The sequence below is a fragment of the Actinomycetota bacterium genome (assembly GCA_012837825.1).
In the GTDB taxonomy this organism is placed as follows: Bacteria; Actinomycetota; Humimicrobiia; order Humimicrobiales; family Humimicrobiaceae; genus Humimicrobium.
In genome coordinates this window covers 1-13,713 of record DUQM01000021.1, presented here as the reverse complement: position 1 = coordinate 13,713, position 13,713 = coordinate 1, and the positions used below count along the sequence as shown (strand labels likewise).

Below are 13,713 nucleotides of genomic sequence, written 5' to 3'. Positions count from 1 at the left end.
TCAAATCGAAAAACAAATATAATTTTCTATGCAAGTTTCTCTTTTTTATCTATTAATTCTTCCTGATTAAACAATTTTGAATCCTGTATTTTATTCAGAACCACATCGCTTGTTACTATATACTTTTTAATTTCCTTCATGGAAGGAATGTCATACATGATATCAAGCATGACTTCTTCAAGTATTGATCTCAGACCTCTTGCACCCGTCCCTCTTTTCAGTGCCAGCAAGGCAATTGTCTTTATGGCATCATCAGAAAAAACCAACTCGACATCATCAAGTGCAAACATTTTCTTGTATTGCCTTAAAAGGGAATTCTTGGGTTCGGTAAGTATTCTTATCAGATCATCTGATGTAAGATTCTTTAAAGTAGATATTACAGGAAGCCTTCCCACAAATTCGGGAATCATGCCATATTTCAGAAGATCCTCAGGCATGACCTGCGGCAGAAGAAAGTCCGCTCTCTCATTTTTCTTTGGCATCTTATCGGAAATGAAGCCGACACTTCTTTTATTTATTCTTCTCTCAATAATTTCTTCCAGCCCTCCGAAAGCTCCGCCGCATATAAAAAGAATATTGGTGGTGTTTATCTGTATGAGTTCCTGATGTGGATGCTTCCTTCCTCCCTGAGGAGGCACATTTGCTTCGGTGCCTTCAAGGATTTTCAGCAACGCCTGCTGAACACCCTCACCTGACACATCTCTGGTAATTGAAGGGTTTTCGCTTTTTCTTGAGATTTTATCTATCTCATCAATATATATTATTCCTGTTTCTGCTCTTTTTATATCATAGTCTGCAGTCTGTATAAGTTTTAACAAAATGTTTTCAACATCTTCTCCCACATATCCGGCTTCCGTAAGCGTCGTGGCATCGGCAATGCAGAAAGGAACATTTAATATTCTGGCAAGAGTCTGTGCAAGCAGGGTTTTCCCGCATCCTGTCGGACCTATAAGCAGTATATTGCTCTTCTGGATTTCTATATCGTCTTTTGCCAGCTTGCTTTCAAATTTTATCCTCTTATAGTGATTATATACAGCAACAGACAGGATCTTTTTTGCTCTTTCCTGGCCTATCACATAATTGTTTAATGTGCCATAAATCTCATCAGGTTTGGGAAGATTCCCAAAATCTGTTTCATCTTCTATCTTGTTTTCCTCATCTATTATCTCATTGCATAGTTCGACACATTCATCACAGATGTACACATCATTACCTGCTATTAGTTTTTTAACCTGCTTCTGGGTCTTGCCGCAGAAAGAACATTTTAAAAAATCATCTTTTACTTCTTTTTCATTTGTCAAATCAGATTGCTCCTTAAAATAATTACTTTTTAAATATTATCTCATCAACTATTCCGTACGCTTTTGCTTCCTGGGAAGTTAAAATAAAATCCCTTTCGGTGTCTTTTGATACTTTGCTGACATCCTGTCCTGTATGGCCTGCAATTATTTTGTTAAGCGAGTCTCTAAGCCTCATCATTTCCTTTGTGTGTATCTCTACGTCAATAGCCGTTCCCTCAAATCCGCCTGAAGGCTGATGAAGAAGGACTCTTGCATTCGGAAGTATGAATCTTTTTCCTTTTTCACCGGCAAGAAGGAGAACTGCAGCGGCGCTTGCTGCCTGTCCTATACATATTGTCGATACTTTGGATTTAATAAACTGCATTGTATCATATATTGCCAGAGCTGCTGTTACTACTCCCCCGGGACTGTTAATATAAAGCTGTATATCCTTTTCCGGATCATCGGCTTCAAGATGGATAAGCTGCGCCATAACCACATTGGCAACATTATCATCTATTCCTGTCCCAAGAAAAATGATTCTTTCTTTAAGTAATCTTGAGTAAATGTCAAAAGATCTCTCTCCTCTGTTGGTCTGTTCAACAACCATTGGGATAAGATAGTCATTTTTAATTGATTCCATTTAAATCACCGTTAAAATACTTAATTGAAATTTATTTTTAAAGTTTATTTGTTACCGGTTTCTTTTGTTGCCGGTTCCTTTTTCTCTGATTTCTCCTGTTCCGACTTTTTCTGTTCTGACTTTTTATGTTTCGGTTCCTCCTGCTCCGACTTTTTCTGTTCCGACTTCTTCGGATTTTTTTGAAGCTTTGACTGTTTTTTTAATTCTTCAGCACTTATTTCTTTTATTTTTGCATTTTTAATAAGTATGTCCACCAGTTTTTTTCTTCTGATTGAGCTTTTTATATTCTTTTCACCTGTCGGTGTTTTGAAATAATCCTCAAGCTTTTTTTTGTCTTCCGCTTTGGTTGAATTCTTTATGATTCTTTCTTTTTCTTCTTCTATTTCTTTGTCATTCGGTTCAATTTCTTTTCTAAGCTTGTTCTCAAGAGTGTTAAATATTATATATTCTTTTACATTGTTTAATGCTCTCTGTTCAAAATCACTTTCAAATTTTTCTTCTGTAATATTGAAATAGGACAGATACTGATCCTTCGTTATTTTCTGATCCTCAAGTTTGTGGTCAAAATCATGTTTAAGTTCTTTTACTTCATTCTCAATCATGATCTTTGGAATATCTATCTTTGAATTTGCGATAAGATATTCAACTATATCCGAAAAAATCTTGTTCTGTCTTGCATTTTCTTTTTGCTCTTTAATGTTTGTTTTTATAAATTCTCTTAAAGCTTCGACATTCTCAAAATCACCCATATTTTTAAGGAATTCTGCATCTACTTCCGGGAGGATTTTTCTCTTGATTTCCTTTATTTTAAGATTGAATTCAGCTTTTTTGCCTGCAATTTCCTTATTTTCTATTTCTTTGGGCATCTTTACGTTTACAGTTTTCTCTTCACCTTTTTTAAGACCTACAAGAGCTTTTTCGATTTCTTTATAAAGCCTGCCGGCTCCTATATCAAGAATGAAATCATTATAGCTGCCTCCTTCAAATTCTTTTCCGTCAATAGTGCCTTTAAAATCTATCGTTGCAATATCTCTGTTCCGGGAAACTTCTTTTTCATCAATCGGTTCAAGTGAGGCAAACCGGTTTCTGAGATTTTCAATCTGTGCATCTACTTCTTCTTCTTCAACTTCTGTAGGAAGGCCTTTTGCTTTTATTCCTTTGTAATTAGCAAGTTCTGCCTCTGGCTCAACATCTACTGTTATCAAAAAATTAACAGGTTTGTTTTCAAGTATCTCTCCGTCTATGTCAACTTTGGGATAGTCTATCGGTTTGATATCAGAACTTTCAATGATTTCCGGATAGAGTTCAGAGATGGAGATATTTGCAGCTTCTGCCAGAACATACTCTTTTCCGTAATTAATATCTATGATCTCATAAGGTATTCTTCCTTTTCTAAAACCGGGAATCTTAGCCTTTCCAGAAATATCCCTATAGGCTTTCCCTAATGATTTTTTGAAATAACCGTCAGAAACCTCTACTTTCAGCTTTACTTTATTTTTCTCCAGCTTTTCCTGGCTCTTGATGCTGTAACTCAACTTTTCTCGCCCTCCTTAGATAATATGGAATCCAAAACATAAACATTTATAAGCCATCTTGTCTATAAGCCGTTTGAATATAATATGAAATAAAATATATAAAATTCATCGTGCCTAAAATTAAACAACTTATTATAAATAAATTTAAATAAAAATACAAACCGGACCTTGTCTATATTTTTAATGTATTTATGATTATTCTTCGCGGATACGGTTAATTTGTGTGGAGCACGAAAACAGAACTTTTGAAGGCAAATTTTTCAGTGAAAGGATGTCAAATTATGTATTCCTTTGGCTCTGGTGCGAGTGGAGGGAATCGAACCCCCACAGGTGTTACCTACTAGCTCCTAAGGCTAGCGCGTCTGCCAGTTCCGCCACACTCGCTAAAAACAGGCTGGTGGGTCGTACAGGCCTCGAACCTGTGACCCCCTGATTAAGAGTCAGGTGCTCTACCAACTGAGCTAACGACCCTGATTTAAAGTAATATAATAAATAACAAATTTAAAAAAAACAATTAAAATTCGAATCCTTTGTTAAAATATGTCACCGGCATATTTTAACGCTGCATAGCAACATGACTTTTATTTTTAAAGTACTGGCGCGCCTGGAGGGATTCGGTCTTTCGTCTCACCTCCGGTTCGCTGCAGAGCCGCAGACTCCTTCGCTCTGCTCAGTCCGTCTTTTCGAATCCTTTGTTAAAATATGTCACCGGCATATTTTAACGCTGCATAGCAACATGACTTTTATTTTTAAAGTACTGGCGCGCCTGGAGGGATTCGAACCCCCGGCCTGCGGATTCGAAGTCCGTTGCTCTATCCAGCTGAGCTACAGGCGCTCTCAAAATAAAATGGGGTGAGAAACGGGATTCGAACCCGCGGCCACAGGTTCCACAGACCTGTGCTCTACCAGCTGAGCTATTCTCACCACAAAAAAATAATTAAATTAAAAATAAATCCAAGTACTGGCGCGCTTGGAGGGATTCGAACCCCCGGCCTACGGATTAGAAGTCCGTAGCTCTATCCAGCTGAGCTACAAGCGCACAACAAAATAAACACGAGTATTATAACAGATAAAATATCAATTCAAACAATACATTTTCAGCAACGGTATAATACTTTAAAAAAAACCATCCATCAAGTCAATATTTTTTATTGCAGCCCAAGAACTTTTCCATATGCTTCAGGGGATATTTCTGCGACAATTTGAACCCTGTTTAATCTTGCAAAATCAATTGATGAAAGACTCTGAACACCGCCACCCCAATATAAGGCGCCGACATAACCAGACTGCCCGAGAAGACCTATTACTTCATTGGAAGTTGCGCTATGGGGCCAGGCAATAAATATTACTGGCTTGCCTGTGTGCATTTCTATATCTTTTTTGGATTGTATGAGTTCATTTTTTGCTGCTTCAAGCGGAATGTCTTTCATGATGCTGTGGGACCACGAATGAGACTGGAATTCGCAGCCATATCTGTTCATCTGGCTTACTTCAGGCCATATTAACATGGGTCTGACTGCAATTCCTTTTATGCCTGAATCAAAATCATTATTTCTCCTTGAAGAGTTTGAGTCTCCTATGTAACTGCTGATAAGAAAAACCGTCATTTTGTATTTGTATTTCTTTAAAATCGGAAAGGCAACTGTGTACATGTTCTGATATCCGTCATCTGATGTGATGATAACAGGTTTTGCCGGAAGTTTGGTTCCCTTTGCATAATGATTATATAAGTCATTTAAAGTTATTGTTTCATATCCCATATGTTTTAGGGTTCCACACAGAAAATCAAAAGCGCTTGCACTGATTTCATATCTTCCGCTCGGCTGGTTCTCGATTCCGTGAAGTCCTATTATGGGTATGTGTGATACCGTTATCTGTGGAGCTGAACCCGGATCTATATAGCCCTGTTTTACTCCGTAGCCGGCGCACAGATTCTTAAACTCGGCAGCATTGACAAAATTGGCAAGAACAAAATTCCTTGAGTATCCTTTATCAAGCATGCTTATCCAGTTATTTGATGAATCATCAGGCTCTCTGTTAAAACATGCCCTGAAAAGAAAGGTTACAAAATCCCTGTTGTTTTTATTTTTTGCCATAAATTCAGGACTGAAGAAGAAATCAGATACAAGAAGAGCACCTGTTCCTTTTTTTGACAGTATCTTTCCAGCATTTGCCTGCAGTCCTGCTTCATCAGGTTCTCTTTCAAGAACGATCCTGTAAAGTCTTGTAACAAATTCTGTAGCCTGAGATTTCGTTGCCGCAGAAACCGTACCGACCTGCATTGAAAAAACAAAAGAAAAAATAATAATAAAAACCAGTAGATATTTTAGCATCTTTTTCATTTTGCTCTCCATCTTAATCTTATTTTTATTAATTACCGTCTGACAATTCTATTATTTTACCGCTATAAATAAATATTTAAAGACAAAAATCTTATAATTCTGAAATATATTGCTTTCAGACCAATAAAAATCCGCATATACGATATTTTAAACTTTTTCAGATAAATAAAAAATAAGCAAATATGCAGGTAATATTAAGAGATGGAGCGGGAAACGGGGCTCGAACCCGCGACCTAAAGCTTGGAAGGCTTTCGCTCTAGCCAACTGAGCTATTCCCGCTTGAGATAAACAGCGTTTAATAATAATATAATAATTAGAATTAAAAATCAGTAAAAATTTTGCATTATTATTTTATATAAAAAAATGAAATAATCAATATTAATTAAATTTTAAAAAAATAAAACAACATGAGAAGCAAGTCCCGGACCGGTAAAGATAAATTGTCAGGTGTTTTTGCACCTATCATAACTCCTTTTGAAGCTGAAGAAATAGTCTATACAGAACTTGAAAAAAACATTTTAAAGTATAATTTAACAGCTTTAAAAGGATATATGCCGCTTGGGAGCAATGGTGAATACCGGGGACTGACCGATGAGGAATCCCTAAAAATCCTTGATATTGTTCAGAAACGCAGAGCAGAGGATAAAACAATTGTTGCCGGCTGCGGAAGGGAATCAGCCAAATCAACAGTGGATTTCATTAAAAAAGCTGCAGCCGTTGGGCTGGATTTTGCTTTTATACTCACTCCCCACTATTTTGTAAAAAATATGAGTGATGAGGCATTGTTTAAATATTTCTCATTTATTGCAGAAGCTTCACCGATTCCCATAGTAATATATAATGCACCCAAATTTGCTTTTAACCTGCTTATTTCTGCAGAGCTGATGAGCAGACTTGCAGTTCATCCGAATATCATCGCTATGAAGAATTCATCATTTCATCCTACTGCTGATTATAAAAAACATATTCCGGAAGGAACAGATTTTTATCTGCTTGCAGGTAATGTCAAGACTTTTTATTGCGGACTGCAGAGCGGCGCCATCGGAGCAGTTTTATCAACAGCCAGCTATCTGCCTGAATACTGTTGCAGACTATACCAGTTATATGTTGAGAAAAAATATGATGAGGCAGAAGATCTGAGTAATTTCTTAATAGATTTGTCTGAGAATACTGTGGGCAGACTGGCAGTTCCGGGAGTCAAATTCGGAATGGATTACAGGGGTTTTTTCGGGGGCAGCCCCAGACTTCCTCTTCTTCCAATAAGTCCTGAAGAACGGAAGCATGTTGCTGATTATTTTAAAAGTCACGGAATAACAAAATTTAAATAAGTTTAAATATCTCACTGACATATTTAAATATTTATATGTTTTAAAAGATTTAAACTTAAAGTGATGGTGCGAGTGGCGATACAGGGCTTTTTCAAGAAACCGACAAAATCAAAAGAACAAAAATCTCAGGATTTAAGTACTTTCCAGATTCCGTTTTTATTTGAGCCTTCACGTACAATATAACCTCTCTCTCGCAAAGAAGCGAAGACTCTTGAAGCTGTACGTTTAGATACACCTATTGTTGTTGCGGCTTGAGTTTGAGTTGTCTTTGGATTAAATACCAATAGTTCAAGCACCGCTCGCTCTCCATCTGTTAAGTTTTGATTTATACTGACACTTATATCGCCAATTATATTGCCACTTATGCTGCCATGATTATCTCGAACAGTCGGGTCAAACGGTATTATCACATTAATATAATTATCTGCAATATCAAATACTTCTCTTCCGTAGCACTCGACTATTTTGGGGATACCATGCCCGGTATGTTCAGTAATATCCAGATCTTGAAAAATGCGCATCAAAGCACTGTTGCGCGGAATACTTACACCTTTAAGAAATTGCTCTTTTGTTTGCTTGTAGGGAAGTCCTCCATAGGAAATTATTTCAAGTCTGTCGTTGAACATAGAAACCAGTGGTTCACTTATCGACCAATCATTGTGTACCAACGCATTAATTAGAGCTTCATCAACTGCATCTATGTCATACAAGTAGGTATCTTTTCTCGGGCGGAACGTCGTATCGCTCATACAAATATTTTCGGAAATCAGACGGTTCTTCATATTGTAATATGCCGTTATCAGTGATGTTCGGCCAAAATCTGTTCTTTCGGATATTGATGATTTATCTTTTCCTCGAAATTTCACGATGATGAGGGAAATTATGTTTTGGTCGGAAAGCAATCCAGCCAACAAATTGTAATCTCCATCCTTATTTCTTAGACTATAGTTTGTTTCGAATGCATTTCTGTTTATGTGATAGCCTTGATTTGAGAGCGCTATCTGTAGCGTGTTAAAAGAAATAACTCCATATCTGACCGGTATTGCGGTCATATAGTCTCTGGAAGACTCAAATCTTTTTTGATAACGCGCTTGAATCTGAGCCGGCTCCATTTCCTTGCAACTGGTGCCGATTCTTATGGGGCAGCCCACTTGTGAGAAACCGTACTTTTTGATGCAGTATAAAGGAAAGAAGCCTTTTGAAACAACGACTTCAACAATCGGCTTTGATTCTTCGTATATTATTCTGGTACTGATTAAATCGGCAGGATTAGGCTCTATCTGCGAGGAAACGATATCAGCAATTTTTCGGAGTGTCTCATCAATTTTTTCTACACCCTTAATGGAGCCATCATCAGCTATACCAAAATATATAGTGCCTCCGGATGAGTTTAAAAATGCGACAATATCACGAACAGAGCTGTCTGTATATTTGCTTTTCAGTTCAAGAGTCTCCGATTCAATATATTTGTTCATAAGTATCACCTCAGCTGTATTATAGAATATATTGCCATATAAGGCAAATATATCGCCATTTATATCGCCACAAAGCGAAGCTTAGGGGGGATATTTATATATCCTTTCGCCCGCAAAGTAGTGGCGAGTATTCTTACAGGGCTTGGTCATTAAATTGGTGGTATAAACGTAAATGAAGAAAAAATAAAAGGAAAGTAATTAAATACAACTACTTTCCAATGGCATGATTGGCGATATAGGACTTTTTAAGAAATCCGACAAAATCAATGGTTTGATGGCAGTCAATAGGCAGCATGTTCCTTAAATAACCCCCTCCTCCCAAAAGAGTATAGCGGTAGATTTTGAAAATATGCAACTATATAAAAGGCGGAGTGGGAGTTTTTGATTTCAAAAGTAAAATATTATTGATATTTCGAAAGTGTATGCTATAGTGGTTTCGAAAAATGAATTTAATTCAAGTTTTGAAAGCGAGAGCCCGGATGAAATATATAGAACGAACAGCCTATTTAAATAGGCTGAAAGGCCTTCTAAATACTCCGGATATAAAGATAATTACGGGAATCAGGCGTTCCGGAAAATCAGAATTAATGCGAGCATTTATTGACTTTATACTTGATAAAGATAGCAAAGCCAATGTCATTTATGTAGACTTTTTTGATTTAAAATATGATGAATTGAAAAATTACAAGGCACTTCATGATCATATAGAAGGACTGCATAAGCCTAACGTATGTAATTATGTTTTTATTGATGAGGTTCAGCTTTGTTCAAATTTCGAATTGGCGGTAAACAGTCTGCACAATAGCAAAAAATATGATATCTATCTGACGGGCTCCAATGCCTTTTTGCTGAGTTCAGACTTGACAACTTTATTCACGGGCAGATTTATTGAAATACCTATTTTCCCTTTCAGTTTTCATGAATTCTGCATATATTTTTCAGAAGAAACCGACAGAAAGAAACTTTTTGATAGCTATGTTTTGATGGGAGGGCTTGCCGGATCGTATGAATACACCTCAAACCGAGACAGAATAGCTTATGTAAATGATGTTTATAAAACGATTGTAAACAGGGACTTGGTAGATAAGTATCGCCTCCCCTATACTTCGATATTGGAGCATCTGACAGAATTCATGATGGACAATATTTCAAATTTAACATCACCCAATAAAATCAGTGAAAAACTGAACGCCGGTTCGCTATCTACCAATCACGTTACAATTGGAAAATATATTGACCATCTCTGTGATGCCTTCATGTTTTACAAAGTAAAGCGTTATGATATCAAAGGTAAGAGATATCTGGAAACACTTGATAAATACTATCTTTGCGACTTGGGTATCCGTTATGCGATATTAGGGCAAAGGAACATGGATTATGGTAGAGCATATGAGAATTTGGTTGCTGTAGAACTTATGCGCAGAGGGTATGAGGTATATGTCGGGAAATTATATCAAAAAGAAGTTGACTTTATTGCGTTAAAACAGAGTGAAAAGCTATATATTCAGGTTTCTGATAATATAACGGAGCGCTCAACTTTGGAACGCGAAGTTATGCCTCTTCTGCAAATAAAGGATGCATATCCTAAACTTCTTATAGCAAATACAGGTCATCCGGAATATCTGTACGAAGGAATCAGGATTGCAGATATCTCAAATTGGTTATTGAATATAAAAGAACATGAATAAAAAAGCGTACGCTGATTGAAGTGGGTATATGGCTTTAAAGCATAAAAAGAACGGTAATTGACGAATTCTATCAAACCCCTCATCTGTTATGGTGCGAGTGGCGATACAGGGCTTTTTTAAGAAATCCGACAAAATCAATGTTTTGATGGCAGTCAATAAGCAGGGTATTTCTCAAATCTACGGCTTCAAGCATCCCAGTGGCACAACTACAACTCCGTCACTTCTCGTATAGGCATATTCTGTTCCGGTAATTATCATGAGTAGAGAGGGCTCAGGGGTTCTGCTCGAATCGATTTTTTCTTTTAAGGCAAGGAGATTTGCGGCTCCTGCATCCACCTGCTTGCTTCCTAGTTTTACTTCCACCGCTGCCCACCGTCCATCCGATAAATGGATTATAATATCCGCTTCAAGTCCACTACTGTCTCGATAATGGGAAACATGGCCATAGTTAGCCTGGGCATAGACGCGCAGGTCGCGAACGACAAGAGATTCGAAAAGCAGACCGAAGGTATTTATATCGCCGAGCAAGGTTTGTGGGTAGGCCTGCAGGAAATATGCAGCGATTGCCGGATCTATAAAGTGACGAGTGTCTGCGGTGCGAATTGATGTTTTCGATCTAAGCCACGGGCTCCAGGCAGGCACATCATCGATTACGAACAAGTGGTTGAGCGCATTGATATATGAATCCAAGGTGTTGATATGCATCATTTCGTTGTTCTGCAAAATATCTTTTTGTATTGTAGTTTTCGGCGCTTGGGTGGCAGTATGTCTGGAATACGAACGAAGTAACGAACTTACCTTGCGTTCGTCCCGAGAAACACCGTCTATGGTTGACATATCTGACTTTACAATAGCATCACAATATCCGGCAATCTGACGTTGTACGACTGCATTGCTTTTGCCAATAGTGCTCGGCCATCCTCCACGGACGATGAGGCGCGCATAGTCCTCTATCATTAAGTCAGATTTCGCCGCCACATTAGTCGAATTTTCAAGCAAATCTGAAAGACTAACCGTGCCATTGGAGTCTTGCGACTCATAGAGACTCATTGTGTACATTTTTAATCTTGAAATTCGCCCTGCGCCCGAGTGCTTTATTTTGGTTTCATCCACAGATGTAGAGCCGGTAAGAATATAAAGTCCTTCGGTGCTTTTTACATCCACATCGTGTCGTATGGCATCCCAAAGCTGCGGGGCCATTTGCCATTCGTCTATAAGTCTGGGATGCTCCCCATCCAACAGCAGAGATGGCTTTATATCTGCCAGTTGCAAGTAAGTCTCCTGTTGATCGGGAGAATGCAAATTTAATACACTTCTAGCTATTTGTTTTGCCGTCGTTGTTTTGCCGCACCATTTCGGTCCGGCCAGCAATACAGCTCCAAAAGATTCGAGCTCTCGCCTGAGCAGTTCATCCATAATCCGTGGCATATAGTTAATCATTACATTCACCTCACTGTCATTCTACCCTGCAATGTGGGAAAAGTAAAGATTTTAATGTGGGAATTATTAAAAAATACCCATGTTATAATGTGGGAAATGCAGAGATTTTAATGTGGGAATTGTATTTGACTGTACAGGATACATCAATAAAAAGAAATCTGACGGTTTAATTGTTCCGAGTTGAGTTATACATCCAATTGCTAATCTATTCTCCGGAATATGTACTGCATTTTCTATTATTTGATATATCAGTAATTTCAAATTTATCTAATTCGATAATTGAATGGAAAAATCCTTTCGCTCGCAAAGCACTGGCGAGTGTTCTTACAGAATCTATTTATTAAATAGGATGTCAAAGGTCTGCGAAATGAGGGAAAAGTACAAGGAAAGCAGTCGGATCGAGTTAATTTCCAATGGTGCGAGTGGCGATACAGGGCTTTTTAAGAAATCCAACAAAATCAATGGTTTGAGAACAGTCAATGGGTGGCATATTTCTCAAATAGCTTCTTATAAAAGATTGCATGTCTTAGATTTTTGAAATTTGTCTTCAGAAAATCCGATTTAAATCTTGACATATCTTGTTGAGCGTCCACCGCCTACCTGCTTTATTTTTTCGTTCTCTTGCAATTCTTTTAAGGCTCTTTCTATTGTCCTTTGAGATATGTCCGGACAAAGCATAACAAGATCTCGCTTCGAAAGCGGCTCCAGAGATTTTTGAATAACCGCCAGCACTCTCTCCGGTGATGATAATGTCTTTTCTCCTATCAGCTTAAATCTATCATCACACTCTCTATATGCTTTTAGAATAATTGCCAACATATATTTAATAAACGGTAGTTCGTCATTCTCACCTATGTGCCATTTTTCGCTTGAGTTTTGAAGCTCCTTATAGTAAGAATCTTTGCTCTCCTCAATCAGCATCTCGATACTTATATATCTTCCGACAAAATAATCAAATTTATATAAAAGAAGAAGTGTTAATATTCTGCTCATTCTTCCGTTTCCATCGTCAAATGGATGTATGCACAAAAAATCATGGATAAGGACAGGTATCAAAATGAGCGGTGGTATGTTTGCTTTAACAGCTTTTCTATAAGCTGCTACCATTTCGTCGAAATACTTTTCCGTTTCAAAACTGCTTACCGGTTTGAATCTTACTTTTTTATTACCCATACTGTTGACTTCAACAATGGTATTATCCATCGTCTTGAACTTTCCCTTATGGTTAACATGGGAGTAAGAATATAGTTGATTGTGTAAGGTTAGAATATCATTTTTGCTGAATTCTATATAAGGATAATTTTCGTGTACCATGTCGAGCACATGTCTGTAGCCGGCAATCTCTTCCTCGTTTCTGTTCCGGGGTTCAGATTTCTTATTCATCAACTCCAGCAGTCTTGTATCGTTGGTGTAAATTCCTTCAATAGCATTAGAATACTTTGCGCTCTGTATTTTTGCGATGTTTATCATCTTTTCTAAGACATCCGGATAATTGATCACATAAAGCTCTTGTTTGCCTTTATACTCGTGAATTTGTGCTATCGTATGGTATATGCTGACCGGTAAAGATAGATTCATCAATTTTAAATAATCGAACTTTCTCAAAACATCGCCTCCATTTTTACATAGCCATTATACTTCATTTGGCATAGATAAATCAATATTGGCGAGAATAGTCTCGCCAATATTTAGCTTTTGGCGTACCAGATCTCAAAGTGGCGAGGATGAAAAATCCTTTCGCTCGCAAAGCACTGGCGAGTGTTCTTACAGAATCTATTTATTAAATAGGATGTCAAAGGTCTGCGAAATGAGGGAAAAGTACAAGGAAAGCAGTCGGATCGAGTTAATTTCCTAGTGGTCGGGGTGAGAGGATTTGAACCTCCGACCCCCTGCTCCCAAAGCAGGTGCGCTAAACCAAGCTGCGCTACACCCCGAAAAAACAAATAAGATGTAATATATCATATATTCTGAATATTTCAATC

Annotated in this window: 9 protein-coding genes and 7 tRNA genes; 2 read left to right on the top strand and 14 right to left on the bottom strand. The window is 37.7% G+C overall.

Annotated elements, in window-relative coordinates; translation table 11 throughout:
• Positions 1 to 26 precede the first annotated feature (26 nt).
• From clpX to GXZ93_01920, 10 genes are all read right to left on the bottom strand, one after another.
• The gene (gene clpX / locus GXZ93_01965; protein HHT78550.1) at positions 27 to 1,301 is read right to left on the bottom strand and encodes an ATP-dependent Clp protease ATP-binding subunit ClpX; all 1,275 of its coding nucleotides are present in this window, start codon (positions 1,299 to 1,301) and stop codon (positions 27 to 29) included.
• Positions 1,302 to 1,323: 22 nt separating this feature from the next.
• The gene (locus tag GXZ93_01960; GenBank protein HHT78549.1) at positions 1,324 to 1,923 is read right to left on the bottom strand and encodes an ATP-dependent Clp protease proteolytic subunit; all 600 of its coding nucleotides are present in this window, start codon (positions 1,921 to 1,923) and stop codon (positions 1,324 to 1,326) included.
• Between the two features lie 44 nt (positions 1,924 to 1,967).
• Entirely contained in the window at positions 1,968 to 3,458 is a 1,491-nt protein-coding gene (gene tig / locus GXZ93_01955; GenBank protein HHT78548.1) for a trigger factor, read from the bottom strand.
• Positions 3,459 to 3,756: 298 nt separating this feature from the next.
• Positions 3,757 to 3,842, bottom strand: a tRNA-Leu gene (locus GXZ93_01950).
• Positions 3,843 to 3,853: 11 nt separating this feature from the next.
• Positions 3,854 to 3,929, bottom strand: a tRNA-Lys gene (locus tag GXZ93_01945).
• Between the two features lie 287 nt (positions 3,930 to 4,216).
• Positions 4,217 to 4,293: transfer RNA gene (locus GXZ93_01940), tRNA-Arg, on the bottom strand.
• Between the two features lie 13 nt (positions 4,294 to 4,306).
• A tRNA-His gene (locus GXZ93_01935) sits at positions 4,307 to 4,382 on the bottom strand.
• A 38-nt stretch (positions 4,383 to 4,420) separates the two neighbouring features.
• A tRNA-Arg gene (locus tag GXZ93_01930) sits at positions 4,421 to 4,497 on the bottom strand.
• A 109-nt stretch (positions 4,498 to 4,606) separates the two neighbouring features.
• Positions 4,607 to 5,800, bottom strand: coding sequence for a polysaccharide deacetylase family protein (locus GXZ93_01925; GenBank protein HHT78547.1), 1,194 nt, complete (start codon positions 5,798 to 5,800; stop codon positions 4,607 to 4,609).
• A gap of 202 nt (positions 5,801 to 6,002) precedes the next feature.
• Positions 6,003 to 6,079, bottom strand: a tRNA-Gly gene (locus GXZ93_01920).
• A 128-nt stretch (positions 6,080 to 6,207) separates the two neighbouring features.
• On the opposite strand from GXZ93_01920, the gene GXZ93_01915 reads away from it, so the two are divergent.
• The gene (locus GXZ93_01915) at positions 6,208 to 7,128 is read left to right on the top strand and encodes a dihydrodipicolinate synthase family protein (protein ID HHT78546.1); all 921 of its coding nucleotides are present in this window, start codon (positions 6,208 to 6,210) and stop codon (positions 7,126 to 7,128) included.
• A gap of 125 nt (positions 7,129 to 7,253) precedes the next feature.
• On the opposite strand, the gene GXZ93_01910 is transcribed toward GXZ93_01915, so the two are convergent.
• Positions 7,254 to 8,603, bottom strand: coding sequence for an AAA family ATPase (locus GXZ93_01910; GenBank protein HHT78545.1), 1,350 nt, complete (start codon positions 8,601 to 8,603; stop codon positions 7,254 to 7,256).
• Positions 8,604 to 9,046: 443 nt separating this feature from the next.
• On the opposite strand from GXZ93_01910, the gene GXZ93_01905 reads away from it, so the two are divergent.
• Positions 9,047 to 10,291, top strand: a complete 1,245-nt coding sequence (locus GXZ93_01905; protein HHT78544.1) for an ATP-binding protein — start codon at positions 9,047 to 9,049, stop codon at positions 10,289 to 10,291.
• Positions 10,292 to 10,468: 177 nt separating this feature from the next.
• On the opposite strand, the gene GXZ93_01900 is transcribed toward GXZ93_01905, so the two are convergent.
• The 3 genes from GXZ93_01900 to GXZ93_01890 form a co-directional block, all read right to left on the bottom strand.
• A complete protein-coding gene (locus GXZ93_01900) occupies positions 10,469 to 11,731 on the bottom strand; it encodes an ATP-binding protein (GenBank protein ID HHT78543.1) in 1,263 nt (420 codons plus the stop codon).
• A gap of 561 nt (positions 11,732 to 12,292) precedes the next feature.
• Complete coding sequence (locus GXZ93_01895) at positions 12,293 to 13,336, bottom strand: Fic family protein (GenBank protein HHT78542.1); 1,044 nt, start codon at positions 13,334 to 13,336, stop codon at positions 12,293 to 12,295.
• A 250-nt stretch (positions 13,337 to 13,586) separates the two neighbouring features.
• Positions 13,587 to 13,665: transfer RNA gene (locus GXZ93_01890), tRNA-Pro, on the bottom strand.
• Positions 13,666 to 13,713: the final 48 nt, after the last annotated feature.

What these genes read in the sequence shown, in the direction of transcription:
- GXZ93_01915 (HHT78546.1), top strand. Translation starts at nt 6,208, where the DNA reads ATGAGAAGCAAGTCCCGGACCGGTAAAGATAAATTGTCAGGTGTTTTT.
- GXZ93_01905 (HHT78544.1), top strand. Translation starts at nt 9,047, where the DNA reads ATGAATTTAATTCAAGTTTTGAAAGCGAGAGCCCGGATGAAATATATA.
- GXZ93_01910 (HHT78545.1), bottom strand. Translation starts at nt 8,603, where the DNA reads ATGAACAAATATATTGAATCGGAGACTCTTGAACTGAAAAGCAAATAT.
- GXZ93_01925 (HHT78547.1), bottom strand. Translation starts at nt 5,800, where the DNA reads ATGAAAAAGATGCTAAAATATCTACTGGTTTTTATTATTATTTTTTCT.
- GXZ93_01960 (HHT78549.1), bottom strand. Translation starts at nt 1,923, where the DNA reads ATGGAATCAATTAAAAATGACTATCTTATCCCAATGGTTGTTGAACAG.
- GXZ93_01900 (HHT78543.1), bottom strand. Translation starts at nt 11,731, where the DNA reads ATGATTAACTATATGCCACGGATTATGGATGAACTGCTCAGGCGAGAG.